Origin of the sequence: Pedobacter sp. Leaf176, assembly GCF_001424305.1 — a bacterium.
In the GTDB taxonomy this organism is placed as follows: Bacteria; Bacteroidota; Bacteroidia; order Sphingobacteriales; family Sphingobacteriaceae; genus Pedobacter.
The window spans coordinates 631,619-658,311 of record NZ_LMPD01000003.1 but is presented as its reverse complement, the minus strand read 5'-3'; the positions used below and the strand labels follow the sequence as shown (position 1 = coordinate 658,311).

The 26,693-nt window shown below is 37.1% G+C and carries 23 protein-coding genes; 4 read left to right on the top strand and 19 right to left on the bottom strand.

Going from position 1 to position 26,693, the window contains the following annotated elements; all coding sequences use genetic code 11:
• Positions 1–54: 54 nt before the first annotated feature.
• The 8 genes from ASF92_RS11625 to dnaE all read right to left on the bottom strand — a co-directional run bounded on the left by ASF92_RS11625 (position 55) and on the right by dnaE (position 11,550).
• Entirely contained in the window at positions 55–996 is a 942-nt protein-coding gene (locus tag ASF92_RS11625; RefSeq protein WP_056092730.1) for a malate dehydrogenase, read from the bottom strand.
• A gap of 373 nt (positions 997–1,369) precedes the next feature.
• On the bottom strand, positions 1,370–1,888 hold the full coding sequence (locus tag ASF92_RS11620) for a thioredoxin domain-containing protein (protein WP_056092727.1): 519 nt from the start codon (positions 1,886–1,888) through the stop codon (positions 1,370–1,372).
• A 2-nt stretch (positions 1,889–1,890) separates the two neighbouring features.
• Positions 1,891–2,352 (bottom strand): redoxin domain-containing protein, encoded by a 462-nt coding sequence (locus tag ASF92_RS11615; RefSeq protein WP_056092725.1) that lies wholly within the window; start codon positions 2,350–2,352, stop codon positions 1,891–1,893.
• Between the two features lie 16 nt (positions 2,353–2,368).
• Entirely contained in the window at positions 2,369–4,105 is a 1,737-nt protein-coding gene (locus ASF92_RS11610) for a thiamine pyrophosphate-dependent enzyme (protein ID WP_056092723.1), read from the bottom strand.
• 127 nt (positions 4,106–4,232) lie between these two features.
• Positions 4,233–5,150, bottom strand: coding sequence for a DUF58 domain-containing protein (locus ASF92_RS11605; RefSeq protein ID WP_056092721.1), 918 nt, complete (start codon positions 5,148–5,150; stop codon positions 4,233–4,235).
• A gap of 154 nt (positions 5,151–5,304) precedes the next feature.
• A complete protein-coding gene (locus ASF92_RS11600) occupies positions 5,305–6,513 on the bottom strand; it encodes a PQQ-dependent sugar dehydrogenase (protein ID WP_056093294.1) in 1,209 nt (402 codons plus the stop codon).
• Positions 6,514–6,642: 129 nt separating this feature from the next.
• Positions 6,643–6,963 (bottom strand): thioredoxin, encoded by a 321-nt coding sequence (gene trxA / locus ASF92_RS11595; protein WP_056092717.1) that lies wholly within the window; start codon positions 6,961–6,963, stop codon positions 6,643–6,645.
• Between the two features lie 153 nt (positions 6,964–7,116).
• On the bottom strand, positions 7,117–11,550 hold the full coding sequence (gene dnaE, locus ASF92_RS11590; protein WP_056092714.1) for a DNA polymerase III subunit alpha: 4,434 nt from the start codon (positions 11,548–11,550) through the stop codon (positions 7,117–7,119).
• A 250-nt stretch (positions 11,551–11,800) separates the two neighbouring features.
• On the opposite strand from dnaE, the gene ASF92_RS11585 reads away from it, so the two are divergent.
• Entirely contained in the window at positions 11,801–12,799 is a 999-nt protein-coding gene (locus ASF92_RS11585) for a phosphotransferase enzyme family protein (RefSeq protein ID WP_056092711.1), read from the top strand.
• 93 nt (positions 12,800–12,892) lie between these two features.
• Here ASF92_RS11585 and ASF92_RS11580 read toward each other — a convergent pair whose 3' ends face one another.
• The 3 genes from ASF92_RS11580 to map all read right to left on the bottom strand — a co-directional run bounded on the left by ASF92_RS11580 (position 12,893) and on the right by map (position 15,201).
• Positions 12,893–13,822 carry an aspartate carbamoyltransferase catalytic subunit gene (locus ASF92_RS11580; RefSeq protein ID WP_056092708.1) on the bottom strand — a complete coding sequence of 310 codons (930 nt, stop codon included), beginning with the start codon at positions 13,820–13,822 and terminating at the stop codon, positions 12,893–12,895.
• A 6-nt stretch (positions 13,823–13,828) separates the two neighbouring features.
• Positions 13,829–14,374, bottom strand: a complete 546-nt coding sequence (gene pyrR, locus ASF92_RS11575) for a bifunctional pyr operon transcriptional regulator/uracil phosphoribosyltransferase PyrR (RefSeq protein ID WP_056092705.1) — start codon at positions 14,372–14,374, stop codon at positions 13,829–13,831.
• Between the two features lie 62 nt (positions 14,375–14,436).
• On the bottom strand, positions 14,437–15,201 hold the full coding sequence (gene map, locus ASF92_RS11570) for a type I methionyl aminopeptidase (RefSeq protein ID WP_056092702.1): 765 nt from the start codon (positions 15,199–15,201) through the stop codon (positions 14,437–14,439).
• 66 nt (positions 15,202–15,267) lie between these two features.
• Here map and ASF92_RS11565 point away from each other — a divergent pair, with 66 nt between their 5' ends.
• Complete coding sequence (locus ASF92_RS11565) at positions 15,268–15,669, top strand: thiol-disulfide oxidoreductase DCC family protein (protein WP_056092699.1); 402 nt, start codon at positions 15,268–15,270, stop codon at positions 15,667–15,669.
• Here the strand turns inward: ASF92_RS11565 and ASF92_RS11560 are convergent.
• Positions 15,666–17,333, bottom strand: coding sequence for a beta-N-acetylhexosaminidase (locus ASF92_RS11560; protein ID WP_056092695.1), 1,668 nt, complete (start codon positions 17,331–17,333; stop codon positions 15,666–15,668). The two genes, ASF92_RS11565 and ASF92_RS11560, sit on opposite strands and share 4 nt — an antisense overlap.
• Positions 17,334–17,509: 176 nt before the next feature.
• On the opposite strand from ASF92_RS11560, the gene ASF92_RS11555 reads away from it, so the two are divergent.
• A complete protein-coding gene (locus ASF92_RS11555) occupies positions 17,510–18,268 on the top strand; it encodes a glycosyltransferase family 2 protein (RefSeq protein WP_056092692.1) in 759 nt (252 codons plus the stop codon).
• Between the two features lie 36 nt (positions 18,269–18,304).
• Here the strand turns inward: ASF92_RS11555 and rpsA are convergent, their stop codons facing one another.
• The 6 genes from rpsA to ASF92_RS11525 form a co-directional block, all read right to left on the bottom strand.
• Entirely contained in the window at positions 18,305–20,239 is a 1,935-nt protein-coding gene (gene rpsA / locus ASF92_RS11550) for a 30S ribosomal protein S1 (RefSeq protein ID WP_056092689.1), read from the bottom strand.
• A 389-nt stretch (positions 20,240–20,628) separates the two neighbouring features.
• On the bottom strand, positions 20,629–21,609 hold the full coding sequence (locus tag ASF92_RS11545; protein WP_056092686.1) for an SH3 domain-containing protein: 981 nt from the start codon (positions 21,607–21,609) through the stop codon (positions 20,629–20,631).
• 123 nt (positions 21,610–21,732) lie between these two features.
• Positions 21,733–22,623 carry a hypothetical protein gene (locus tag ASF92_RS11540; protein WP_056092684.1) on the bottom strand — a complete coding sequence of 297 codons (891 nt, stop codon included), beginning with the start codon at positions 22,621–22,623 and terminating at the stop codon, positions 21,733–21,735.
• 120 nt (positions 22,624–22,743) lie between these two features.
• Positions 22,744–23,574, bottom strand: a complete 831-nt coding sequence (locus tag ASF92_RS11535) for a DUF1080 domain-containing protein (protein ID WP_056092681.1) — start codon at positions 23,572–23,574, stop codon at positions 22,744–22,746.
• A gap of 50 nt (positions 23,575–23,624) precedes the next feature.
• A complete protein-coding gene (cmk, locus tag ASF92_RS11530; protein ID WP_056092678.1) occupies positions 23,625–24,305 on the bottom strand; it encodes a (d)CMP kinase in 681 nt (226 codons plus the stop codon).
• Between the two features lie 55 nt (positions 24,306–24,360).
• Entirely contained in the window at positions 24,361–24,945 is a 585-nt protein-coding gene (locus ASF92_RS11525; protein ID WP_157263842.1) for a hypothetical protein, read from the bottom strand.
• A gap of 360 nt (positions 24,946–25,305) precedes the next feature.
• Between ASF92_RS11525 and arfB the strand changes: the two genes are divergently transcribed.
• On the top strand, positions 25,306–25,716 hold the full coding sequence (gene arfB, locus ASF92_RS11520; RefSeq protein WP_056092673.1) for an alternative ribosome rescue aminoacyl-tRNA hydrolase ArfB: 411 nt from the start codon (positions 25,306–25,308) through the stop codon (positions 25,714–25,716).
• 2 nt (positions 25,717–25,718) lie between these two features.
• Here arfB and ASF92_RS11515 read toward each other — a convergent pair whose 3' ends face one another.
• On the bottom strand, positions 25,719–26,666 hold the full coding sequence (locus ASF92_RS11515) for a lipid A deacylase LpxR family protein (RefSeq protein WP_056092670.1): 948 nt from the start codon (positions 26,664–26,666) through the stop codon (positions 25,719–25,721).
• Positions 26,667–26,693 lie beyond the last annotated feature (27 nt).

The following is a 26,693-nucleotide window of genomic DNA, read 5'->3' as shown; positions in this document are numbered from 1 at the left end:
TAATTGTTGCTTGATATTTTAAGAATTTTCTCTTAGGTGTCTTAGGTGGTAAATTTATTGCACCAGTTTCATTTCGGCTAAAACACTGTTCATATTTCTAACGGCGTCGGCACTTTTATTGAATGCAGCCTGTTCATCATCCGTGAGTTTAAAATCGATAATTTTTTCCCATCCACTGCGGCCAATTATTACGGGTACACCCAGGCAAATATCTTGCTGACCATATTCACCTTCGAGTGAAACACAGCAGGTAAATAATTTTTTCTCATCACGCAAAATTGCTTCAACTAAAGCGGCACCGGCAGCACCGGGTGCATACCATGCTGATGTTCCAATTAATCCGGTTAAAGTCGCACCGCCAACCATTGTATCTGCGGCAACTTTATCAAGCGTAGCTTTATCCAACAGGTTACTAACCGGCAAACTTTGATAGGTGGCTAATCTGGTTAACGGAATCATAGTTGTATCACCATGACCGCCAATCACAAATCCCTGTAAATCGCTTGGATTGCAATTCAGGGCCTGAGATAAATAGAATTTGAAACGGGAGCTATCGAGAGTGCCGCCCATACCAATGATTCTATTTTTTGGTAAGCCCAATGATTTTAAAGCCAGATAAGTCATCGTATCCATCGGATTACTAATCACGATAATGATGGTTTCAGGAGAAAATTTCAATATGTTTTCAGCAACACCCTTAACAATACCAGCATTAATGCCGATAAGTTCTTCACGTGTCATGCCAGGTTTCCGCGGTAAGCCAGATGTGATTACGACAACATCAGAACCGGCTGTCTTACTGTAATCATTTGTTACGCCGGTGATTTTTGTATCGTAACCTAAAAGGGTAGCGGTTTGCATCATATCAATGGCTTTTCCTTCGGCGAAACCTTCTTTTATATCCAATATTATGAGCTCGTTTGCTAATTCTTTACGTGCAATATTATCCGCACAAGTTGCGCCTACAGCGCCTGCTCCTACAACCGTTACTTTCATATATCTAAATTTATGGTTTGCTGTTAATTACCAATCGAAGTTATAAATAAATATAAGTTTTAAAAATGCTTTTTATTATTATTGGAAGATGCCCGGGGAAAGGTATCAGTTAAGGAATTTCATAGACAGGCAACATTTTATTTGCAATCTATGAAAGAGGTGTTTCTCACTAATAAACAGATAAGTATTCGATTGATTAGCTATTGATAATTAAATCTTCACTAAAACTTCATAATTGAAGTGCACCTTTGAAATAACAAAACACAAGAAGCGATTTCCGTTTTGTTAAATTCTAAAAACTTATAATTAGTTTTTTAGTTTTCCGGTTACCCTTATCTGATACCTTATGTATTGTAAAATACATGAGGTTTTTTTATTCCGTGCTTTCTTTAAGCATTTGGTATAAATCCATCACGCCGCCATCAAACTTTATTCCGTCTACGTAAAACGAAGGTGTTCCATTTACACCGCTTCTAACACCACTTTCAAAATCGCTTTCTACTTTTTGCTTCACCTCTTCTGATTGCGAATCCTCTTTAAATTTCTCTAAATCTAAGCCAACCATTTCTGCCAACTCAGCGAAAATGTGTTCGCTAAGTCGGTGTTGATTCTCGTAAATGGCATCGTGCATTTCCCAGAATTTACCCTGGGCTGCTGCAGCTTCGGCAGCGAAAGCTGCTGAAAGTGCGAAAGGATGAGCTTCTTGTAGCGGGAAATTTCGAAATGCAAACTTAATCTGTTCGCCAAAAGTTTCCTGAATCTCTTTAACGATTGGGTAAGCATCACCACAAAAGGGACATTCATAATCGCCAAACTCTACAATTTCAACCGATGCTGATTGGTCGCCTTGAATATGATCGTTTTCTGAAACGGCTGGTTTTAAGGTACTCATAATTACTTCTTGGTTAATTTATCTAATGCATCTAAAATTCCATCGGCCCCTGGATTTACGGCTGTTGGCGACAAATAACTCCAGGCGATGTTACCTTCCTTGTCAATTACAAAAAGTGCTCGTTTGCTTTCGCCTGCTTCATCGTCATAAGCGCCATAAGCTTTTGAAACCTCACCTTTAGGTTCAAAATCAGCTAATAATGGGAAATGAAGTTTTCTGTCGGCCGAAAAAGCCAGGTGACACCAAACGCTATCTACAGAAATTCCGAAAATTTGTGCATCATATTTATTGAAATATTTTAGCATTTCATTATACAAGGCCATTTGGTCGCTACAAACGGGGCTCCAATCGGCAGGATAAAAAGCCAGTATAACATTTTTCCCCTTAAAATCTTTAAGTCTTATTTTTTGGTCGGGAGTAGCGTTCAATTCAAAATCTGGTGCCTTTGCGCCTTCTTCTAACATAATTTTTTATTTAAGGTTAAATCACTTCGCCTAAATGTTTATAATTTGATTTAATTGTATCAAATACTTCGGTCATTTTTCCACCCAGCATTAACTTGGTCATAGAAACCGTCATACCCTTTATTTGTTCCCATTCTATTTTTGGTGGCATAGCCAAAGCATTGGGGTTGGTTAGAATGTTCAGTAAAATAGGGCCGTTGTAACTTAGCGCATTTGAAATAGCAGCTTCCACATCTTCCGGTTTCGAAATTGTAACACCCCTGAAGCCCATTGCTTCTGCAACAAGTGCAAAATCCGGGTTTATCATGTCAGTTTCGTTATCCGGCAAACCATCAACTTCCATTTCCAACTTCACCATGCCCAGGGCTCTATTATTGAATACAATTAATTTAATTGGCAGATTATATTGTTTGATAGTAGCTAAATCGCCGAGTAACATGGAGATACCACCATCACCACACAGTGCTATTACTTGCCGATTCGGATGGGCAAGTGCAGCTCCGATTGCCATGGGCATGGCATTAGCCATCGATCCATGGTTAAAAGAACCCAACATTTTCCTTTTGCCAGTTCCGTTTATAAACCTGGCGCCCCAAACACAACACATCCCTGTATCAACAGTAAAAATCGCGTCTTTATCACTTAACTTGTCTATTGTATCGGCAACAAATTCTGGTTGTATCTTGTTTTCGGATCCCTTGTCAATAACATAACTTTGCTGATGTGCTTTCACTTTTTCATAAAAAGCGAGTTGTGCCTTAAGAAAACCATCATCTTCCTTGTTGTTTATTAAAGGTAATAACGCATTAATGGAATGTTTTATATCACCACATAAACCCATATGCAGTTTGGCTCTTCGGCCTAACCGCTCCGGACTTTCATCGATCTGAATGATTTTGTTTTTCCCAGGCATAAAGTTTTGATAGGGGAAATCTGTTCCAAGAAGTAAAATAACGTCAGACTCGTGCATACTGTGGTAAGCAGACGGTTGTCCGAGTAAACCAGTCATACCAATTTCATACGGATTTCCATATTGCATGCCCATTTTTCCCCGGAATGAAAACCCTATTGGGGCTTTTAATTCGTTGGCTAAAGCAATGACTTCTGCATGAGCCTCAGCTGCTCCTATACCACAATAAATTGTTATCTTTTTGCCTTCATTTAAACAATCTGCTACTAATTTCAGCTCGTAATCTGATGGCCTTACGACTGGTTTGCATTTAAATAACTGCATTGATGTTTCGCTTTCCACAGCATCTAGTTGCGCTACGTCGCCAGGTAAGCCAAACACTGCGACACCTTTTTTGGATATTGCATGTTGAATGGCGGACTGAAACATCCTTGGAACCTGTGCAGCAGTTGTAGCAATTTGATTGTAAGTGCTACAGTCATCAAACAATTTGGAAGTATTCGTTTCCTGAAAATAATCCATGCCAAACTGACCAGTATCAATAGTTGACGCAATAGCAATTACCGGAACATGCGATCGGTGCGCATCATATAAACCATTAATTAAATGTACATGCCCCGGGCCGCAGCTGCCTGCACAACAGGCTAAACCATCTAATTCAGCTTCTGCAGCAGCAGCAAAGGCACCCACCTCTTCATTTCTTACATGAATCCACTGTATCTTGCCATTTCTGCGAACAGCATCATTGAAGTAGTTTAAACTATCTCCTGTTACTGCATAAACTCTTTTTACACCAGCTTCAACCAGCATCTCTACGAGTTGTTCTGCAACATTTTTCGCCATAATAAAATACTTATTTAACCTGTTTAGACATTCGTTAATATTGATGCTTTTTATACCTCAAAACGGTTTTGTTGTTTGTTGACAGCACCGTATATGTAAATTTATTTCTTTGATTTTAATAAACCAACTAACCTAATTTTTGCCTTTTGATTAAATAAGATTGCAGGATAGGATAAAAGCCTTCATTGATGTCAGCATCAATTAAATCAATTTTACATTGAGCACATTTTATCGCAATTTGCTGGCGATAAGCTGAAACAGCAGCAGTAAAATTTGCTTTAACCTGATTGGTATGGACCTTAATGGTTTCACCGGTTTCCATATCAATAAATTGATAAGGTCGGTTTTCGAAGTCAAAATCGACTTCCTTAGATTTATCTACGACATTAAAAACGACAACTTCATGTTTGTTAAACTTTAAATGCTGCAAAGCATCGAAAAATTCTTCATTTTTATCAAGCCCGGTTTGTGTATTAAACAAGTCGCTGAAAATGACAACAAGCGAACGTTTATGAATTAACTCCGCAACCTGGTGCAAGGCTTCGCTTAAATTGGTTTGGACATTTATTTTAGGTTTTTGAAGCAGTTCTTCAAGTTGAGTGAGCAGGTATCTCTGATGAACTGTTGTCGATTTTGCCTGAGAATTTAATAAAATTTCATCGGTAAATAAACTCAATCCGAAGGCATCTCTCTGTTTTTTTAATAAATACATTAATGATGCCGCTGCCTGAATTGAAAAAGTAAGTTTACTGTTTTTTGGTTCAGGGAAATACATTGAAGAGGAAACGTCAATTACAAATTGACAACGCAGGTTGGTTTCTTCCTCGAACCTTTTACTGTACAATTTATCAGTTTTGGCGAATAATTTCCAATCGATATTTTTTATGCTATCGCCGTTATTGTATTGGCGGTGCTCAGCAAATTCTACCGAAAAGCCATGGAATGGACTTTTATGTAAGCCAGTAATAAAACCTTCTACAACTTGCTGTGCCAGCAACTCCAGGTTCCCGTAACTTGTTTCATTCGCGTAATTTACTGCCTGCATATCGTAAAGCTAAAAAACATATACTAAATGGAAGGATAAATCCTGATTTAAGGTTCTGGAGAGCATTGGTCAGCGTACTTCATGATTAATTAAATTATAAAAAAAACATGACTAAACCTCGTAGGTTTTCAAAACCTATGAGGTTTAAGTTAAACTATTTCTTTGCTATTTTATACAACTTACCGTTATCGGTTACGGAATAAAGTGCACCGTCTTTTTCTACCATATCGCGGAAACGTTCACCCATTCCTTCAAGTAATCGCTCTTCGCCGACAACTTTATTATCTTTAATTACCAAACGAATAATATGCGAACCACCTAAACCACCAACAAATAAATTTCCTTTCCACTCGGGAATAGCCGTGCCATTATAAAAAGCAATACAACCTGGGGAAATACTCGGATTCCAGAAATAAACCGGTTGTTCCATTCCTTCTTTTTGTTGAATACCATCGCCAACTTTTTTTCCACTGTACTCAGTACCATATGTAATAACCGGCCAACCATAGTTCTTGCCCGGTTTGATGATGTTGACCTCATCGCCGCCTCTTGGTCCGAATTCAGCCTCCCATAGGTCGCCGGTACGCGGATTAATTGCCAAACCATCGGGATTACGTAAACCTAAAGCATAAATTTCTGGTCTGGCATCTGCTTTCCCGGCGAAAGGGCCGTTTGGAACTGGTTTTCCATCCTTTGTAAGGTGTAGAATTTTTCCTAAAGATGAATTTAAATATTGTGCCTGTATCCTGATATCGCTTCCTGAACGTTCGCCCGTACTCACAAAAAGATTACCGTTTTTGTCGAAAACGATTCTCGATCCATATTGTAATTTTCCTGTATAAGACGGTGTAGCCCGGTAAATCACCGTTTGATTTTCCAGCGCTGTTTCGCTTTCAGATAATTTGCCCTTCGCGATAGCTAGTAAAACACCTTTTTCCTGAGGTTCTGAATACGCGTAATAGACCATTCTATTTTTAGCAAAATCAGGGTCTAAAGTCACATCAAGCAATCCCCCCTGTCCCGACGGGTCTACTTTCGGTAATCCTGTAATGGTTTTACTTAACTTACCATTCGCTGTAAGAATAACCATTGTACCCCGCTTTTGGGTAATAAGAAATCCACCATTGGGTAATACGGAGATTGCCCATGGATTTTCGAGTTTATCATTTAAAACCGAAACCGCTATGGCTGTTTTAGATTTTACACCAGCAATTCTTGTTTGTCCTTCAAATGCAGGTTTATAGTCAGCAGAAGGTTGATTTGTTTCAACGGGATTTTGAGCAGAAGCTGAGTTTGCAAGCGCCAGACTTATTGATAACGCTGCAAGTGCTACACCTAATGTTTTGTTAGTTAAAAGGTTCATGGTAAAACGATTTTTTTTAAATAAAGGAACAAAATAATATCTGCATAAAAAAACCCGAATCAAACAATTGAATCCGGGTTTTAAATATGTTACAAGCCTATTGGCTGTCATGTTTCAGTTTTGCTGTAACTAAGCTAATTGCTTGTTTAATTTATCGGCTAAAACAGATTTTGGAACTGCACCAACTTGTTTGTCAACAACCTGACCATCTTTGAAATATAACAAAGCAGGGATGTTGCGGATACCAAACTGCATTGAAATTTGAGGATTGTTATCTACGTTAACTTTACCAACGATAGCTTTGCCATCATATTCTTTAGCGATTTCTTCTACTACAGGACCAACCATGCGACAAGGGCCACACCATTCTGCCCAAAAATCTACTAATACGGGTTTATCTGATTTTAATACAAGCTCCTCGAAGTTTGCATCTGTGATTTCTAATGCCATAATTTATTTTTTTATATTCAAATATATGTATTCAATTGTAATGCCACCTATAACGTAATGCCAATTTGACATTTCTTTGAGCAAGAAGCGGAGGGCGGCGAGCGTAGAGCATAGCAAAAAATAAACTCTATGCTTAATCTCAATTCCCTATGCTTAGTTGAGCTTGTAGTTTACAACATTCAACCCGATTAATTGTTCTAAGAACTTGTTGTTCGGGTTAATTTTTAAATTCTTAGATGGCAAATCTAACATTATCTGTCTTTCACTATCAAAAACAGCAAAATTAAGCTGGCAGTTTTGTTGCTCTGAGTTTGCCTTATTGTCTGCTAACAGCTCTTCAATCTGACGCATCAATTCGTCGTTAACTTTCTCAATAGGCATCTGAATAGTAAGGCTTTTTGCCAATTTGTCCCGTAATTCTGACATTAGATTGATAGAGGTAATCTTGAACTCCCAGTCACCCGCTTTGCCGAAGCGTTCGCCAACTCTGCCACGAATCTGAAGGAAGTATCCTTCAGTCAGAAATGACTTAAATTTAAGGAAGTCCTCTCCAAATAAGGCCATCTCGCAAGCATCATCATAATCTTCGAAAACAAAGGTTCCGAAAGGTTTACCCGTTTTAGTTATGCGTTGTGATGCGGTAACCACCAATCCGCCGACGCAAAGTTCGCGGTTTTGTAGTTTAGCAAATTCCGCCAGAACTTCCTCATTGGTATCACCCATTCTGACTTTGTTAATGATGCTTAATTGTTTAACGCCATGGGTGCAAAATTTATCGAGTTCCAACTTGTAATTATCCAGAGGATGACCTGAAAGAAAAATGCCAATTGCGTCTTTTTCATATTTTAACCTGTCCATCAAAGCCCATTCAGGTGAAACAGGCAAAGCCGGCTCTAAAATCATATCGGCCTTGGAACCTCCAAATAATGATGCCTGAGAAGTACTTTCATTATTTTGAAAATCATTGGCGTATTTAATAATTTTTTCGATACCGTTCATTTTATCATTCGGTCCAATATAGAAATATTGTGCTCTATGGCCGCCAAATCCGTCAAAAGCACCACTGTAAACAAAACTCTCATACGCTTTTTTGTTTACGATTCTAGTGTTGGAACGTTTTGCAAAATCGTAAATGCTGGTATATGGCCCTTTGGCTAACCGTTCTTCAATAATGCTTTCAACGGCTTTTTCACCAACACCTTTAACTGCCGACATGCCGAAACGTACTTCTCCTTTAGCATTTACTGAAAATTTAAGGTCAGATTCGTTAACGTCAGGACCTAAAACCACAACACCCATCTGGCGGCACTCTTCCATAAAAAATGCCACCTGTTTGATATCACTCATGTTATTCGAGAGCACAGCAGCCATATATTCTGCGGGATAATGCGCTTTTAAATAGGCCGTTTGATAAGCAATCCAGGCGTAGCAGGTGGAGTGCGACTTATTAAATGCATAAGATGCAAAGGCCTCCCAATCTTTCCAGATTTTCTCTAATGTTTCAGCAGAATGCCCTTTTTCCGCAGCCTGCTTTACAAACTTAGGTTTCATCTTATCGAGTACATCTTTTTGCTTTTTACCCATCGCCTTACGTAGAACATCGGCCTCACCTTTAGTAAAACCGGCTAACTTTTGCGATAGAAGCATTACCTGTTCCTGGTAAACTGTAATTCCGTAGGTCTCTTTTAGATATTCCTCGCAGGCATCTAAATCGTATTTTATTTCTTCTTCTCCATTTTTACGCCTAACGAAACTTGGAATGTATTCCATCGGGCCCGGACGGTATAATGCATTCATGGCAATTAAATCGTCGAAAACTGTAGGTTTCAACTCTTTCATATATTTCTGCATGCCTGGACTCTCATACTGGAAAATCCCGATGGTTTCTCCCCGTTGGAAAAGCTCGTAAGTTAAAACATCGTCAATTGGGAAGTTATCAGGGTCTAATAGAATATCATGCCTTTTCTTAACCAGCTTAACGGTATCTTTTATAAGGGTAAGGGTTTTCAAACCCAAAAAGTCCATTTTTAATAAACCGGCGCTCTCTACAACGGAGTTATCAAATTGAGTAACATACAAATCAGAATCCTTGGCTGTAGCCACAGGAACAAAGTTTGTAATGTCACTCGGAGTAATGATAACGCCACAGGCATGGATACCTGTATTTCTTAATGAACCTTCCAAAATTTGTGCCTGCTGAATGGTTTCTGCGCTTAAATCCTTGGAAAGGCCCATTGCTTTTAATTCCTGAACACGTTCGTATTCATCAGGACGCAGCGCATCTTTCAAGCTTTTTTCATCAAGGTTGAAGATTTTCGCAAGCTTCATATTTGGAATAAGCTTGGCAATTTTATCTGCTTCAAAAAGTGGCAGGTCTAAAACCCTTGCGGTATCACGGATGGATGATTTTGCGGCCATTGTTCCATAGGTAATAATCTGTGCAACCTGGCTCGAACCATATTTGTTGATTACGTATTCCATCACCCGACCACGGCCTTCATCATCAAAATCGATGTCAATATCAGGCATAGATACCCGGTCTGGATTTAAGAAACGCTCAAAAAGGAGGTCATACTTAATGGGATCTATATTTGTAATCCATAAGCAATAGGCAACAACAGAACCGGCAGCTGAACCCCGGCCAGGTCCAACAGAAACATCTCTTCTTCTGGCCTCGGCAATGAAATCCTGTACAATTAAAAAATACCCCGGATAACCGGTTTTCTCAATTGTGGCCAACTCAAAATCCAGCCTGTCAATAATTTCAGGCGTTAAATTGCCATATCGTTTTTTTGCACCTTCATAAGTGAGGTGACGTAAGAACTTATTTTCACCTCGTTTCCCGCCATCATTTTCATCTTCAGCTACTAAAAATGCTTCAGGGATATCAAATTTTGGAAGCAAAACTTCCCGTGCCAATTTATAGGTTTCTATCTTATCTACAATTTCCTGAATGTTTAAAATTGCTTCAGGTAAATCTGCGAAAAGCGCCTTCATTTCATCGGCCGATTTAAAATAATATTCTTGATTGGGTAAGCCATAGCGATAGCCGCGGCCGCGACCTATTGGTGTTGCCTGTTTTTCCCCGTCTTTAACACAAAGCAAGATGTCATGCGCATTTGCATCTTTTTTGTTTATGTAATAGGTGTTATTTGTAGCTACAAGTTTTACCTCATGCTTTTTGGCAAGTGAAATTAATGAAGCATTTACCCTTTCCTCGTCCTCCTGGTTGTGGCGCATGATCTCAACATAAAAATCTGTTCCGAACTTTGCTTTCCACCAAACCAAGGCTTCTTCTGCCTGGTTTTCACCTAGGTTTAAGATTTTATTAGAAATCTCACCAGATAAGTTACCAGATAAAACAATAATGTCTTCCTTATATAGTTCAATTACATTTCTATCGATGCGAGGAACATAGTAAAAGCCTTTTGTATAGGCGATTGACGACATTTTGGCTAAGTTATGGTAACCATTTTTGTTTTTCGCCAGAAACACCATTTGATAACCATTATCTTTTGCGGTTCTGTCTAAATGATTATCACATACAAAAAATTCTACACCAACAATGGGTGTCATAACGACCTCCGTTGGTCTTTCGCCTGCTTCTATGGCGGCAGCATTTTTTGCTTCCGCTGCCTTATTGTGGTTTAAAACATGATTTACAAAGTGAAAAGCCCCCATCATGTTGGCATGATCGGTCATCGCAACCGCCGGCATTTTTTGTGCAGCAGTCGCTTTTATTAAATCAGGTATGCTAATTGTACTTTGTAATACAGAAAACTGGGTGTGGTTGTGCAAATGCACAAAAGTTGCCGAGGCAAGCTCCTGTTTATTTTCCGCAAGTTCTTGCTTTGAAATGCCTCCGCCTTCCGCTTTTTGAAGGCGCTTACGAATCTCGTCTGAAGCGGCTTTTAAGTTAACATGCGGTATACCAAAACTGGGTATCGAAGCTGGGTTAACTTCCCTGAAACGAGGAAAATATTCTGCATCGACCAGTAATTCTTCTTTCTTAAAAATTTCTTTCTTAATCAATTCCAGAAAACAACGCGTAGTAGCTTCAACATCGGCAGTTGCATTATGGGCTTCGTTGAAAGAAACCCCAAAAAGGTAAGAATGTAATTCTGTAAGTGTTGGTAATTTGAATTTACCACCTCTGCCACCTGGAAGCTTTAACAAGTCTGCAGTGACCTCAGTACAAGTATCTAAAACAGGCATTTCAGCCATGCGGTTTTCGACTCCGTAGCGATGAAATTCGCAACCCATAATGTTAACATCGAAACCTACATTCTGGCCGACGATGAACTTAGATTTTGATAAAGCAATATTGAATTTTTCGAGCACTTCGGCAAGGGTTATGCCTTGTTCCTCAGCCAGCTCAGTTGAAATTCCGTGAATGCGTTCGGCGTCGTACGGGATATTAAATCCTTCAGGTTTAACCAGATAGTCCTGATGCTCAACCATTCGTCCCATGTCATCATGTAGCTGCCATGCAATTTGAATACAACGTGGCCAGTTATCCGTATCGGTAATTGGTGCGTTGTAATTACGAGGCAAACCCGTCGTCTCCGTATCAAAAATTAAGTACATAGGTTATTAAGGATTATTCACCGGATATTATCGGTTCATCAAAAATAGACAATTTGCAGGTTGATGTTGTCAGCATTTTATCAACAAAAGTCATCGCTTGAAGTAATTGAAATCCTACTATTTCACAGAATAGCTTATTACATCAATTTGCTGCTGGAGTGAATAATACTTAATGGAATTTTATTAGTTATTCAATTCTATGTTTCTTCTTGATTCGGATATTAATCAAAAAATATTAACTTAAACAATTATGTCAATCTTTCCAACGCAGTACTCTACCTTATCCTCAGCAGCGCTGAAAGTTTTTTTACAAAAAGCATATGGATTTGAAATCCATTCCTGTAAATATCTGTTAAGGGGTGTAAACGATCATTACCTGATTGAGACCATCGATGATAAATTTATCTTCAGGATTTATAGAAATACCCATAGGTCTCTGGAAGAAATTGAGTCTGAAGTAGTCTTTCTGAATGCGCTCCGCGAGGAAGGGACTAGCGTATCTTATCCGATAACTACTTTAAATCAGGAACAAATAATAGCGTTCGATGCAGCAGAAGGCACAAGGTATGGTGTTTTATTTAGTTATGCCCAGGGCGAATCCATTAATTCAATGAACGATCAGCAACTTACTGAGTTTGGAACGGAATTGGCACGTATGCATACCATTTCTTCTACAATTGTATTACCTTTCGATCGTCGGGTTTATGATATGGATACAACCATCAGGCAGCCGATACAGTCGATAAAGCCGATTTTTGAAAAAGACGCAGAAAATTTAGCCTGGATTAATAATACAGCGAGCAAAATAATCGCTAAACTTGAGGATTTTGATTTTTCTGAGTTCAGTTATGGATATTGCCATTATGATTTGCTTCCAAAAAACTTTCACTTTGATTATAACGGTCGAATTACTTTTTTCGACTTCGACTTCCTGGGAAAAGGCTTATTGGTAAACGATATAATGACGTTTTGGCTTCATCTTTCGCTTCACGCTACGTTCAATAAAATAAGTCAGGAGGAGGCAGATCGGCAATTTAATGTAGTCGTTTCATCTTATCGGAAAGTGAGGCATTTATCTGACAAGGAAATAACCGCCATCCCTTATCTTAGTTTTGGTTTCTGGATATTTTTTATGGATTACCACCAAAAACATTTTGACGATTTTTCTAACCCTTTTTTTAATTCTAAGTACATAAAAGATAGGGTAGGCCTGATAAAAAAGCTGACAGAAAGTTATTGCAAATTTTGATTTTTGCAAACTTCAGTATTTACATGAAGATTTTGGATTTTAACAGGGCGTAAGTATAATTACTTCCTGAATAAAATCTGGCGAAGAAATGCATTAACCCTGGCTCGCAAGTAAATACAGTACCGCCATTCTGATTGCAACACCATTTTCAACCTGTTCTAAAATAATAGATTGCTTGCTGTCTGCCACATCACTGGTTATTTCAACCCCACGGTTTATCGGACCAGGGTGCATCACTATAATTTCCTTATCAAGGTTATCCAGAATTTGCTTGTTTAATCCATACATCATCGCATATTCCCTTAATGATGGAAAATATTTTATATCCTGGCGTTCTAGCTGAATGCGGAGCATATTGGCTACGTCGCACCAGTTTAAAGCTTTAATCAAATTGTGTTCAACTTTTACGCCTAACTGATGAATGTGTTTAGGGATAAGCGTTGTCGGCCCGCAAACCATAACTTCTGCACCTAAGCGCTGTAGGCAAAGTATGTTTGAGATGGCTACTCTCGAATGAAGAATATCTCCAACGATAACCACTTTTTTCCCGGTCACATCCCCAAGTTTCTGACGAATGGAAAAAGCGTCAAGCAAGGCTTGTGTGGGGTGTTCATGTGCGCCATCGCCGGCATTTACAATTTGCGCTTTTATATGCCTGCTTAAAAACTGGCCGGCACCAGCATAAGGATGACGCATTACAACCATATCAACTTTCATCGATAAAATGTTGTTTACCGTATCGATTAGCGTTTCACCTTTGCTAACAGACGACGAGGAAGCAGCGAAGTTAACCACATCAGCTGATAATCTTTTTTCTGCTAATTCAAAAGATAGTTTTGTACGGGTAGAGTTTTCAAAGAAAATATTGGCGATTGTAATATCACGAAGCGATGGAACCTTTTTTATGGGCCTGTTAATTACTTCCTTAAAATTATCTGCAGTTTCGAAAATCAATTCAATATCATTCCGGTTAATATCTTTAATTCCTAAAAGATGTCGGGTTGATAGTTTTTCTGCTGCCATTTTTATTTATTGTTTTTCGGATAATAAAATCACTTTGTCTTCTGCACCTTCGTCAGCCCAGCTTACTTTAACATGTTGAGAGTTCAGGCTGTCTACCTGAAGACCAATGTATTTCGGCTCAATTGGCAAATGCCTGCTGAATCTTCTGTCTATCAATACTAAAAGTTCCACCTTTTCCGGACGGCCATATGCAAGTAATGCATCCATTGCCGCACGTATTGTTCTTCCTGTCCAGAGTACATCATCAATCAGAATAATCTTTTTGCCTTCGATAACGAAATCAATAGAGTTGCTGCTGGCCGTTACCAAGCCATCCTTACGTCGGAAATCATCCCTGAAGAATGTAATGTCCAGATTTCCCTTTAATATTTTTTTGTTTTTTAAAATGCTTTGAAGTTCCGATTGAATGCGGTCTGCTAAGAAAATTCCTCTGGGTTGAATGCCAATTAAAACAGTATTTGCAAAATCATCGTGGTTTTCAATTAACTGACGGCAAAGCCTCTTAATTGTTATCCGAATTTTTTGTCCGTCAAAGATTATTTTTTTCTGCATTGAAGAAGGATTGGGCAAATATAGAAAAATGTTTTAAGGTTGAAAAGTTGAATTAGATATTGTTATCTCCAGATATCGTTTTCCGATGTGAGAATTATTGGTTTATCGCCGGTAACTAAGATGGTATGCTCATGTTGAGCAACATAACCGCCCTTGTTTCCGGTTAATGTCCAGCCATCTTCTTCTGTTTCAGCGATATTAGATGCAGTAGATATAAATGTTTCAATTGCTACAGTAGTATTTTTTCTGAATCTTTCCTGATTGTATCGGTCGTAAAAATTGGCAATTTCATGAGGCGCTTCGTGTAAACTCCTTCCAACACCATGACCAGTTAAGTTTTTAATTACACGAAAACCAGATTTTCGGGCTTCTGTTTCTATCAGCCTTCCTATTTCGGCTATCCGGACACCGCCCTTTATATTATTTATTGCCTTTTTAAGAATTGCTTTTGAAGCGTTTACAAGAATATTGTGATTGTACAAATCCTCACCCAGCACGAATGAACCACCATTATCCGACCAAAAACCATTTAATTCGGCGGAAACATCGATATTTATTAAATCACCCTCACTTAAAATCTTATTTTTACTCGGAATCCCATGGGCTATTTCATTGTTAACACTGATACAGGTCCAGCCAGGAAAGTTATAAGTTAACCGTGGTGCTGATTTTGCACCAAGATCATTTAGAATCTCACCGCCAAAATCATCAAGTTGCTTTGTTGATAATCCTGGTTTGGCAAAATTACGCATTTCCTTGAGTGTATAGGCAACAGCATTACTTATTTTTTGCATGCCGGTTAATTCTTCCTCGGTTGTAATTGACATAGATGTATTTTTCTACGAAGGTAGCGTTTTAATGAATAAGGCAAAATAGATACCTTTGCAACCAATATGTCGAACAACCCGGTAATTTTTTTTGATGGTGTTTGTAATCTGTGTAATGCAGCCGTACAGTTTGTTATTGAACATGATGCTGACAGCACTTTTAAATTTACGGCACTTCAAAGTGATTTTGCAAAAAAAATGTTGCCTGAATTTGATTTTGACACTAGTAAAATTAATTCCATTGTTTTACTACAGAATAGTAAACTTTATACTAAATCTTCAGCAGCCTTAAGAATTGCTAGAAAGCTAAACGGTTTGTTACCATTGCTTTACGTATTTATTATTGTTCCAAAATTTATTCGCGATTGGATTTATGATATAGTTGCAAAAAACCGTTATAAATGGTGGGGGAGGCAGGAGCGTTGCTGGGTACCGACTCCAGAATTAAAAAGCCGATTTTATAGTTAATTTTCTAGATGCCTTTTAGAATACATTATTCCCATTAAATCGTACCGCCTAAACTGAGTTTTCAATCTTTTTTGAAAATCAGGATAATTTCGTTGCTCTTTTGGACTCCATAAAATTTCGCTTAATGCATCCAGCCTGGGGAAAAGCATGTACTGCACTTTTGCGGGATTAGTGATGTATTCACTCCACAAGCAACCTTGTCCGCCCCAAATATATTTTGCCTGTTCGGCATTTAATTCGGCAGGAACAGGTTCGTAATTGTAAACATGAGCTAAGAGCGAGGGTTTGCCTGCTGTCAGGCTATCCTCTTTAATAAATTGAGCATGGTTGAAATAAACTTTATCCTCAGGAGTCATAATGGCTTTATGATTTTGTTTAGCCGCTTCAATCCCTCCTTTTTCGCCTTGCCAGCTCATTACCACAGCATTAGGGGCTAAGCCACCTTGCAAAATTTCGTTCCATCCTATGATGGTTTTGCCTTTGCTGTTTACAAATTTCTCTATCTTCTGAATAAAATAGCTTTGCAGCTCGCTTTCGTTTTTAAGTCCATTCTTCTTCATTATTTGCTGAGAAACTGCCGATTGTTTCCACCATATTTTAGAAGCTTCATCGCCACCAATGTGTATGTATTGTGAAGGGAATAAATCCATCATTTCTGCCAATACATTCTCAAGGAATTTAAAGGTAGAATCAGATGCTTGTAGCACATTATTGTATTTGTTCATCATTCCCCAAGTTTGAGCAACCTCGTATTTTTTGCCGGGTTCAGTGCCTAATTCGGGGTATGCTGCAAGTAAAGCCATGCTATGCGCAGGCATTTCAACCTCAGGAATAATTGTGATGTAGCGTTTAGCGGCATAGTCAACTACCTCTTTAATTTGTTCCTGAGTGTAGAATCCACCATGCCAAATTCCGTCTGTTTTAATTACAGCGTCTTTCGGTGTAATTTTTATTTCTGTTGGTAACACCTGATATTTAATGTGTTCATTTCCTTTTCCAGGCCACAAACCAATAATACTTCCATTACGCCAGGCACCGATTTCAGTTAATTTAGGGTATTTTTTTATTTCAATTCTCCAGCCATGATCATCAGTTAAATGCCAATGGAAATAGTTCATTTTATGAAAGGCCAAATAATCTATGTATTGTTTTATAAAATCTACTTCAAAAAAATGACGGCTCACGTCAAGATGCATTCCGCGATAGTCGAAACGCGGGTGGTCCATTATATTAACCGGTGGAACTATTAAAGGAATTGTGATTGAAGCTGGAAGTAATTGTATTAGTGACTGAACACCGTAAAATACGCCTGCACCTGAAGTGCCCGTTATCGATATTCCATTGTCCAGTGTGTTTAAAGCGTATGCATTATCAAACTCGCTAATTTTTGTATTCAGGATTAAGCTAACGAAGTTTTTGGTAGGTATAACATTTGTTACCTTCAGGTTTACTTTATAATATTTCTGAATGTACTCACTCAGGAAGATTGCTGAATTGATTAATGAAGAATCGGTAAAAGCGATTTGTGTTTCTGTATTTATTAAAAATGATTTTTTGTTAGCCTCGAGTTTTACGTAAGCCGGTAGTGGTACAATATTAATCTCCTGTGCGATTATATTTAAACTAAAAAGCTTAAGTAAACATATAAATGCGATTTTTTTCATACCAGATAAATTCTGTAAATCAAAAATAGCAATTATCGTGTTATGTAAATACTCTAAATGATACCTGAGAAACAACCAGATTGAAATATTCCTGTTACGGTATTTTTATTGGTTTAACCAATTGGCATATCAATTATATTTAATAAGTAATATTTATCAATATATTATGGATGATAATGACGAAAATTAGTGTGCTTACGCCATCTTTCAATTCAGGAAAGTATATAAGGAGAGCTATTGAAAGTGTTTTGATTCAGAGTTATCCTAATTTCGAACATATCATAGTTGATGGAGGTTCAAAAGATAATACCACATCCATCATTGAGGAGTATCCTAATATAAAATACATTTCGGAAATAGATATGGGGCAATCAGATGCTATGAATAAAGCTTTTAGATTAAGTTCGGGAGATGTTATTGTTTATTTAAATGCAGACGACGAATTTTTACCCGGCGCTTTTGACCATGTTGTATCTGTTTTTCAGGCGAATAAAGATGCCGACATGGTTATTGGAAACCTGATTTTCAAGAGCGCTTCTGAAAGTACATTGAGAGTGCCTTCAATCCTGTACAAAGATGTTTTACAATATTGGTTAAATTTATTTCCGAATAATCCGGTAAGCTATTTCTATACCCGAAAAGTCCAGGAACAAATTGGTGAATTTCCTGTCGACAATCATTTCTCAATGGACATCTGGTTTATTCTTAAAGCCTATAAACGATTTAAGCTAATCAAAACTGATGCGACACTTGGTGTATTTCATTCTGATGGATACAACAAAACAACAACTGTCAATTTAGGTCAAAACCTGCATAATGCAACCAAAAAGCATTTGCGAGAACACCATCCGCTGATGCTTCCATTCTTTTATTACAAATTTTTATTAGGGAAATTTAAATGGTATAAAAATCACTATAAAATAAAAGCTCCCTGATTTTATCAGGGAGCTTTTAATATTAGTTAAAAAGAACTAGCCTTTTTTAGCTTTGCTTTCTTCGCCTTCTAATTGCGATTTCAATTGAGCCAATACGTCTAAGTCTCCTAAAGTAGATTTCTCTACAGAATCTTTAACTTTTTTAACGGCAGTTACAGCAGCTTTTGCTTCTTTTTTCTTAGTAGCTCTTTCTTCAGCAACAGCTTCTGCTTTCACCTCTTCCCAGATACGGGCGTGAGATACAACGATGCGTTTTGCTTCTTTATTAAACTCAATGATTTTGAATTCGTTAGTCTCATCCGCCTTAAGCGTAGAGCCATCTTCTTTAACCATATGTTTAGTTGGTACGAAACCTTCTACGCCGTATGGTAAAGCAATTACAGCACCTTTATCAGTTACTTTAACAACAGTACCCTGGTGAACAGAATCTAAAGTGAAGATAGTTTCAAAAGTATCCCAAGGGTTTTCTTCTAATTGTTTGTGACCTAAGCTTAATTTACGGTTATCAACATCTAATTCTAAAACAACTACATCTAATACATCACCAACTTTAGTGAATTCGTTAGGGTGGTTTACTTTTTTAGACCAAGATAAATCAGAAATGTGGATTAAACCATCGATACCTTCTTCGATTTCAACAAATACGCCGAAGTTAGTCATGTTTTTAACGGTTGCTTTATGCTTGCTTCCAACTGGGAATTTAGCAGCAACTTCCTGCCATGGATCGTTAGATAATTGTTTAATACCCAAGCTCATTTTGCGCTCATCTCTGTCTAAAGTTAAAACTTCAGCTTCGATCTCGTCACCAACTTTTAAGAATTCTTGAGGATTTCTTAAGTTTTGCGACCAGCTCATTTCAGAAACGTGAATTAAGCCTTCAACACCTGGGATGATTTCTAAGAAAGCACCGTAATCTGCAACAGTTACGATTTTTCCTTTTACTTTAGAACCAACCTGAATTTCGGTATCCAGATTCTCCCAAGGGTGTGGAGTTAATTGTTTTAATCCTAAAGCGATACGTTTTTTCTCATCATCGAAATCCAACACAACAACGTTGATTTTTTCGTCTAATGATAATACCTCTTTCGGATGCTCTATGCGGCCCCAAGAAATATCAGTAATGTGAAGTAATCCGTCAACACCACCTAAATCGATGAATACACCGAAATCAGTAATATTTTTAACCGTACCTTCTAATACCTGACCTTTTTCTAATTTAGAAACAATTTCTACTTTTTGGCTTTCTAAATCGTCTTCAATTAACACTTTATGAGAAACAACTACGTTTTTAAACTCATGGTTAATTTTAACAACTTTAAATTCCATTGTTTTACCCACGTATACATCGTAATCGCGGATAGGTTTAATATCAATTTGAGATCCTGGTAAGAAAGCTTCAACACCCATGATGTCAACAATTAAACCACCTTTAGTACGGCTCTTAACGAAACCATTGATGATTCTATCATTTTCAAGAGCCTCGTTAATTGCTTCCCATGATCGTTGGGTTTTTGCTCTTTTGCGGGAAAGGATCAATTGACCGTTAGCATCTTCTGGTGCTTCAACGAAAACGTCAACTGAATCGCCGATTTTTAGATCTGGTGTATCACGGAATTCTGAAGTAGAAACTAAACCGTCTGATTTAAAACCAACATTTAACACTACGTCTTTGTTGTTTATTGAAACAACGATACCACTGATAATTTCACCTTTAGTGATCTGATTGAATGTTCCAGCATACATATCTTCAAACTTTTTACGGTCTGCGTCATTGTAATTACCGAAAACTTTTTCATCTGCATCCCAATCGAAATCTTCTGTTGGTGTTGCTAATGATGATTTGATCGATTCGATCGAAACTGAATCAGCTTCTGATTCAATAGTTTCTTTTTCAGTCAGGCGTCCGCCTTCTCCCTGAAGCTCAGCTGTTTTTGCTGCTAATTCTTTTTCTGCTACTTGTTTTTTAGCCATTAATTAATTATCTCCTTTTTTCCCTATTTAGGGACTGCAAAGGTAAAAATATTTTAATTAATAGAAAAGATTTTTTTAATAAATGTTGCTGATTTTTAGGTTATTATAAAATAGTATCAGGTATTTAGTATCAAGTATTAAGATTGGGTACTTGTAAGTAGGGATAAAGGAACAACGAATAAGAGTTGACGATGAAATTAGGGTTGTGTAATTTCCTTCTATCAGATGGGCAGCCAGTAGGGGGGTAAGGTTTAAATCAAGATTTGGAAGTGCACCTTTTGTAATTGTGTTCAACCAGTCCCCTTATCGCTCATAGTTCTCGCTACGCTGTCTGCTATTCTGCTTTTCGGGTTTAAAGATAAAGATTGCGACGAAGGTGAAGGCGCGTATTAATTCTTAGTAAATGTGCCTCTGGTAAAGCCTTCACCAATTAAGGTATTTTCATCTCTGATTAAAAGCATTATTGTGTTTTGTTGATCATAAAGTTTTATCATTTCACCATCGATAACATATTTCGATGTGAAAACGGAATCCGTGTAAGCATCTGTAACCGTAACAGAATCTTTCGATTTAAAGTTAAAATTCTTGTATTGTATATCTTCGTTACTCGTATAAGTTCCTGAAACAACTTTAGCCTGTATAAAAGTAATAAAGCAAAAATATCCGATCACCAATATTACGATTACCGAAAAAGCGATTAAGACCTTATTTCCACTTGCATATTTTATTGAGAAATAAAGAATAGTAAACAATATCAGCGCAACAATTGCAAAGAAGACAATGCTTGCATAATCTTTAGTTTCTTTTGGTACTGATGCTGCAGCTGCCGGCTCCGAAGTAGTGGGCTGGCTAACAGGCGAAATCCTGGTCAGAAATTCTTTACTTGCCCAACCTTCTCCATTGGTAACCTTGATTTTGAAATAGCTGGCATTGCTCGAATCGATAACAGCTACATTTTCATTTTCAGGGAGGTAGCCTATTACTTTGCTTTTCGGGTCGGCCTGTGCTCTAACCCTCAGGTTATCGGTGGTTACGCGATAGATAACCTCTTTTGTTATACCGGAATTTTGTTGTGGGGGATTCGGTACAGCACTGCTGGCATGCTGTGCAGGAGCTTGTTCTACTTTTTGTATAAACTCCTTACTCACCCAGCCTTCTCCGTTTTTCAATTTTACTTTGTAAAACTTAGCATTGCTGGCATCTAAAACTATTATGTTGTCATTTTGTGATATATTGCTGATGACCTTACTTTTTGGGTCGCGGGTTTCCCTAACCCTCAACTTATCTGCTGTAACGCGGTAGGTATCTTGTGCGATTATATGGGTTGAAAATACGGACAGCGCTATGAATACAAAGAAAATTTTAAACATAATTTTTAGATTTCTTCAGGCAGATTTATACAAAATTTAACGACGCTTGGTACAAACATCGTGCTAAGAGTTCCAAAATTATGAAATACTTTAATACACTACATTAATATTTTAAATAATACATTATAATCCATGTATTCTTAGGTCTGGTTCAGCAATTGGGGTATAAGGATAGACTTCAAAAATATAAGAGAAACCCTGCGATGTGTTCAGATTATTTTTAATTGCATAATCCTTGAAAGAGCATTTTTTAAGTTCATTCTGAAGCTTTTTTTTTATAATTTCATTATCATCTGTATAGAAAATAATTTTTTCAATATTTAAATTGGAATCGAGTTTAACAGAGAACAGGCAGTACATCCCGGTTTTATCAGCGCTATAGGTTTTATAATTGTCATAGTTTAAATACGGGAGGTTATACGGTATTTTTTCAACAAAATTACCGGCATTCTTTTTTAAAACAGATAATATAAAAGCGCATTTTCGTTTAATAAAATTATGGTCGTCAGCTCTTTGCATACTGCAATAGCCAGAATAAAATTTTCCCTTTTTATCTTTATATCCAAAAAATAGCCATTTACTTCCCGGGATGAGTTTTATATCGCAAGAACTCCACTGTTGCACGCCATTATAACCTCCGATATTAATGGATCTTGATGAAATTCCTTTATAAAGTTCTTTAACGCTAATGTCAACCGTATAAAAATCTTTTCCTTTCTCATTGGTATTTGTTTTTAAAATCTCTGCGATTGCTACAAAATTTGCTTTGTAAAAATTTTCGGTAATGGTACCTGAAACGCAAGAGCAAGCAAATAATTTAGCTGTTATTATTGATAGAATCAATAGAATTGAAAATCTTTTCATGCGTTTATGATGCTGAAAAATGTTCAATTCCATATCATTATTAACAACTTCGGTCGGTACAGTTGCTACGTCTAGTGGCCGAACTGTATGATGGAGAGTAGCTGCAACCCCAATAAGATTTAGTATGTAATACGCAATGGTGTAAGCCATTTGAATTACGCTCAGTTTTGATAGAATAAAAATAAGGCTAAAAGCTTAGCCCTTATTAGTTAGCAAAAAAAGCGATTAAGTTGATTTATGATGAGGTTTACTCTAATGGAAATGTGATTTCTAATCTTTAAGTATTTTATCCAGCACTTTATTAAGTTTAACTTTATTTTTAACAAAAGGCTCAAGATTATACAATTGAACAGTTTTAAATTCAATAGGATGGCTCTCGCTTTGTAATGAAATGTAACCGGATGTTAATGGTTTTCCATCAACTTTAACTTTAGGATCGTAATTAGAAACATTGCCACCACCAATTTGCGGCTTATTATATTCTAAAACCACGTTGCCTTCGACGATGTGTTTAATTACCGAATCGCCAAGTACCAAAAATTCTGCGGTAACCCATTGTTCGCCGCTATAGGTTTTAGATTTAGAATCCAAACAATGTTGGGTAAATAACTTGCCTTGAAAATCTATCTGGGTGCCTGGTGTACAAACATTGCTTGTATGTCTATCATGTACTCCGTCGCCGCCTAGAATCTGTCCCTCAATAGAAATTGGAAAATCCTGATCTTTAAGCATTGTAGCAGGATCCTGACAATGAAGCATGGCGCCGCTATTTCTTAAAGCCCAGCCCTCGCCGCCTTTAGCCTGTTCACCAATAAAACGGTAGGTAACTTTTAATAAGTATGCAGAGAAAGGCTTTTTGTAAAATATGTGTCCATATTGTTGGTCGAAGGCAGTATACCCGTCGTAACTAACTTTCATTACCCCATTTTCGACGCGGAAAGTGTTAGCGTAATTATCTTTATAGTTGTGTTTAGAAATCTTAACATTCCAATCTTTTAAGTCTTTCCCGTTAAAAAGATTAATCCAGCCTTTTTGTGCGTTGGCACTAAGCGTCAGTACTGTAAAAATAAAAAGTAGAAATGTAGTCAGCTTTAATTTCATAATGGCGAACGGGTTAATGGCTAAAAATATGAAAAAATAAACTATTTGCGTTAATTGCCCAATAATGGGGCTACTTTTTCTATTGCAAAGGCTAACTGGTCTTCCTGGGTTAAATCTGTATTGTCTAAAATGATGGCATCATCGGCTCTAACCAGCGGACTTTCTTTTCTTGTTGTATCTGCGTAGTCACGATGAGCTAAATTTTCAAAGACTTCTTCTAATGTTGTGCTATTGTTACCTTTGTTCTCAAGTTCCTTAAATCTTCTTTCGGCTCTGATTTTAGGATCTGCCGTCATGAAAAATTTTAAAGGAGCATCAGGAAAAACGGTTGTGCCAATATCGCGCCCATCCATAACAATATTTTTAGATTTGCCCATTCTTTGTTGTTGTTTTACCATTTCATGGCGAACAATTTTATGTGCAGAAACTTCGCTAACATTTTCAGATACTGGCATTAAGCGTATTTCGTCAGAAACTTCTTCGCCGTTTAAAGTAATATGTGATTCATAATCACGTGAATGAAAATTCAATTCTATATGGCGCAAGGCATCAATAACCTGTTCATCATTTGAGATATCGATTTTATTTCTTAAAAAAAATAACGTTACGGCGCGGTACATTGAGCCGCTGTCAACGTAAATAAAGCCTAATTTTTTTGCTAACGCTTTTGCTAATGTACTTTTTCCGCAAGATGAATAGCCGTCTATGGCTATTACCAGATTTTTATTCATTGTACCGCAAAGGTAAAAAAGATGTAAAGAATGCTGAATTAAAATCTATAATTATCTATTTATCAAATTTTGCTATCCACACTGAAGTGTATGGATGTAACCAGCCTTCATGTTGTAAATACCAGAATAATCCTTCATCAATACGAAAAGCAAACAGACCGTATAAATAGTGATTAGCATTATGGGTGGTGTAATTTTTTCGATAGTGAAAATAAGTAACGAGTGTTGCTTTTTTCTGATTTCCTTCATCGGTAACTTCTAATGTACATGGATCGTATGCGGCTGCAAATCTGAAATTCTGATTGAAACGTTCACCCCATTTATTCCAGGCCACTTGCTGTTTGCCTTTTGTGTTAAGTAGCCTTTGTATATCAGGAGCAGCTAAATAGTCATCATCATAAAATATTCTAGTTTTACTTTTTTTGGGAAATAATAAATAGAAATTTTGAATACTAGCTTCGGGAAACGGAATGATATCGCCCACAGTGATAATTAACAGTGTACCATATATTCCGCATTTTTCTTTAAAATTTAAATGATAGCCGTTATTTATTTGTTTTTGAAAAGCCTCTGCGTGACGGTTATATTGTTTTAAATTATATGGTGTTGATAAGATAAAAATACCTAATCCGATTAACAATGTTATCGTTATAAATTTTCTGTTTTGCTTTTTGAAAAAGGCAACAATTGCTGCAATTAACGTTAAAACAAATAAATAAAAAATATGCAGAGAATAGCAAAAAGTCCAGATAAGAAGGAATAGGAAAACGATACAAATAAAGGAAAATAGTGCTGTTTTAAGAAAAGAAACAACTTTTTGACCAAAGGATTTCAGTGTCATATGAACGTATAAAATAGGCGCTTATCAGAATGATTTTTTGAAGTTAAAATTTCTAAACGAATAAACAAAATTGTATAAATTATAATAAAATATATAGACCTGCTTATATCCTGTTTTGATGCATATCTTTGAACTTATAAATAATAATTATTAATTATAATGGTACCCGACAGAGCTGAAATTTTAAAGGTAGTTCAATTCAAAACTTCTAGAAGTGGTGGTAAAGGCGGACAAAATGTTAATAAGGTTTCGAGTAAAGTTGAATTGATTTTTAATATTGATGATGCTAATTTTTTTTCCGTTGAGGTAAAAGAACAGTTAAAAGCCAAATTGCAAAAACGGATGGATGCAGAGGGATGTATCCACATTATTTCACAGGAGGATAGAAGCCAGTTGCTGAATAAGGAAAAAACAATCGTAAAACTATTAGAGTTGATTAAGAAGTCACTGCATGTTCCAAAAAAGAGGAAGCCTACTAAAACTCCTAAATCTGTTATTGAAAGCAGGTTAAAAAATAAAACGGTTAAGGCTTTTAAAAAAGAAAGTAGGAGAAAACCAAATCTAGAGTGAGCCTAATTTCCAAACCTATAATATAAACTTAGGCCCCCGTAATTTTGTGCTTTTGCAGCACTTTTAACTTCTTTAGTTTTGAAAATAATATTGAAATCTGCTGTAAATCTTTTAGAGCTGTAGTTTACACCAAACTGCTGTTCAAATATCAGTGGCTTAACATCAAACGTAACAGGACTGTCGTTGTTGAAAATGCTTCCCTGGATAGTTGCATCATAAGCCACAACATTTATCTGTGGCTTAGCGTAAAAGAAAAACTCAGAATTGCTTAGTTTTTTGGTTCTGGAATCCCCAATAACCGCATTATGGTAACTGCTATTGAACAATTGATTTAATCTGCCTGCTCTAAAAAGTAAGGAAGCGCCCAGACCAGTAAAAGTAGTTCCTAAATTTGCATAGCCCTGACCACTAAGGTCTATCGCATTGTCGCTTGAACGGTGTATAAGTGTGCTATAATTACCCGATAAATTAACTGCCATCTCGTTTCTGATTTGATATTCCCAGCCTGCGGGTGTATAAAATCCAACGGTTTTATGAAGAAATTTCTGTGCGTCCTGTGCCAATGAATTTGGTCCGATAGTGCCTACTTCAATGCTAGTTTTTAGTACAGTTTCCTTTTTGTAAAATATAGAATATGCTGCACCTGCGTATAAATAGCCGGCAAATGGTCGATCCTGATCCTCTTTTTTTGCAACCTGCCCCCAATAAGGTGTATACATTTTTTGGCCTGCTGAAATTTCGTAAATTTTCTTTTCAATATTTTGCCCGATTTTTTCCGGATTTATCGCCCTGCGATAGTAGATGAATAGTCCGTTCGTATAATATCTATCGTTCAAAGTGGCCAGATAAGCATCGTTTTCTGTTTTAAAACCAAACTCGTTCCTAAAATTCTGTGCCTTGGCGGCGGTCAGCAAAAACAACATCAAAAGAAAAGTAAAAATTGATCTCATAAAAAAAGTCCTGATTAATTCATCAGG

Excerpts from the sequence above, each read along its gene's own strand:
- ASF92_RS11625 (WP_056092730.1), bottom strand. The coding sequence starts at position 996 with ATGAAAGTAACGGTTGTAGGAGCAGGCGCTGTAGGCGCAACTTGTGCG.
- ASF92_RS11600 (WP_056093294.1), bottom strand. The coding sequence starts at position 6,513 with ATGAACCTTTTAACTAACAAAACATTAGGTGTAGCACTTGCAGCGTTA.
- ASF92_RS11555 (WP_056092692.1), top strand. The coding sequence starts at position 17,510 with ATGACGAAAATTAGTGTGCTTACGCCATCTTTCAATTCAGGAAAGTAT.
- cmk (WP_056092678.1), bottom strand. The coding sequence starts at position 24,305 with ATGAATAAAAATCTGGTAATAGCCATAGACGGCTATTCATCTTGCGGA.
- ASF92_RS11535 (WP_056092681.1), bottom strand. The coding sequence starts at position 23,574 with ATGAAATTAAAGCTGACTACATTTCTACTTTTTATTTTTACAGTACTG.
- ASF92_RS11560 (WP_056092695.1), bottom strand. The coding sequence starts at position 17,333 with ATGAAAAAAATCGCATTTATATGTTTACTTAAGCTTTTTAGTTTAAAT.
- ASF92_RS11620 (WP_056092727.1), bottom strand. The coding sequence starts at position 1,888 with ATGAGTACCTTAAAACCAGCCGTTTCAGAAAACGATCATATTCAAGGC.
- trxA (WP_056092717.1), bottom strand. The coding sequence starts at position 6,963 with ATGGCATTAGAAATCACAGATGCAAACTTCGAGGAGCTTGTATTAAAA.
- dnaE (WP_056092714.1), bottom strand. The coding sequence starts at position 11,550 with ATGTACTTAATTTTTGATACGGAGACGACGGGTTTGCCTCGTAATTAC.
- map (WP_056092702.1), bottom strand. The coding sequence starts at position 15,201 with ATGTCAATTACAACCGAGGAAGAATTAACCGGCATGCAAAAAATAAGT.
- ASF92_RS11615 (WP_056092725.1), bottom strand. The coding sequence starts at position 2,352 with ATGTTAGAAGAAGGCGCAAAGGCACCAGATTTTGAATTGAACGCTACT.
- ASF92_RS11585 (WP_056092711.1), top strand. The coding sequence starts at position 11,801 with ATGTCAATCTTTCCAACGCAGTACTCTACCTTATCCTCAGCAGCGCTG.
- ASF92_RS11515 (WP_056092670.1), bottom strand. The coding sequence starts at position 26,666 with ATGAGATCAATTTTTACTTTTCTTTTGATGTTGTTTTTGCTGACCGCC.
- pyrR (WP_056092705.1), bottom strand. The coding sequence starts at position 14,374 with ATGCAGAAAAAAATAATCTTTGACGGACAAAAAATTCGGATAACAATT.
- ASF92_RS11580 (WP_056092708.1), bottom strand. The coding sequence starts at position 13,822 with ATGGCAGCAGAAAAACTATCAACCCGACATCTTTTAGGAATTAAAGAT.
- ASF92_RS11545 (WP_056092686.1), bottom strand. The coding sequence starts at position 21,609 with ATGTTTAAAATTTTCTTTGTATTCATAGCGCTGTCCGTATTTTCAACC.
- ASF92_RS11540 (WP_056092684.1), bottom strand. The coding sequence starts at position 22,623 with ATGGCTTACACCATTGCGTATTACATACTAAATCTTATTGGGGTTGCA.
- rpsA (WP_056092689.1), bottom strand. The coding sequence starts at position 20,239 with ATGGCTAAAAAACAAGTAGCAGAAAAAGAATTAGCAGCAAAAACAGCT.
- ASF92_RS11565 (WP_056092699.1), top strand. The coding sequence starts at position 15,268 with ATGTCGAACAACCCGGTAATTTTTTTTGATGGTGTTTGTAATCTGTGT.
- arfB (WP_056092673.1), top strand. The coding sequence starts at position 25,306 with ATGGTACCCGACAGAGCTGAAATTTTAAAGGTAGTTCAATTCAAAACT.
- ASF92_RS11605 (WP_056092721.1), bottom strand. The coding sequence starts at position 5,150 with ATGCAGGCAGTAAATTACGCGAATGAAACAAGTTACGGGAACCTGGAG.
- ASF92_RS11610 (WP_056092723.1), bottom strand. The coding sequence starts at position 4,105 with ATGGCGAAAAATGTTGCAGAACAACTCGTAGAGATGCTGGTTGAAGCT.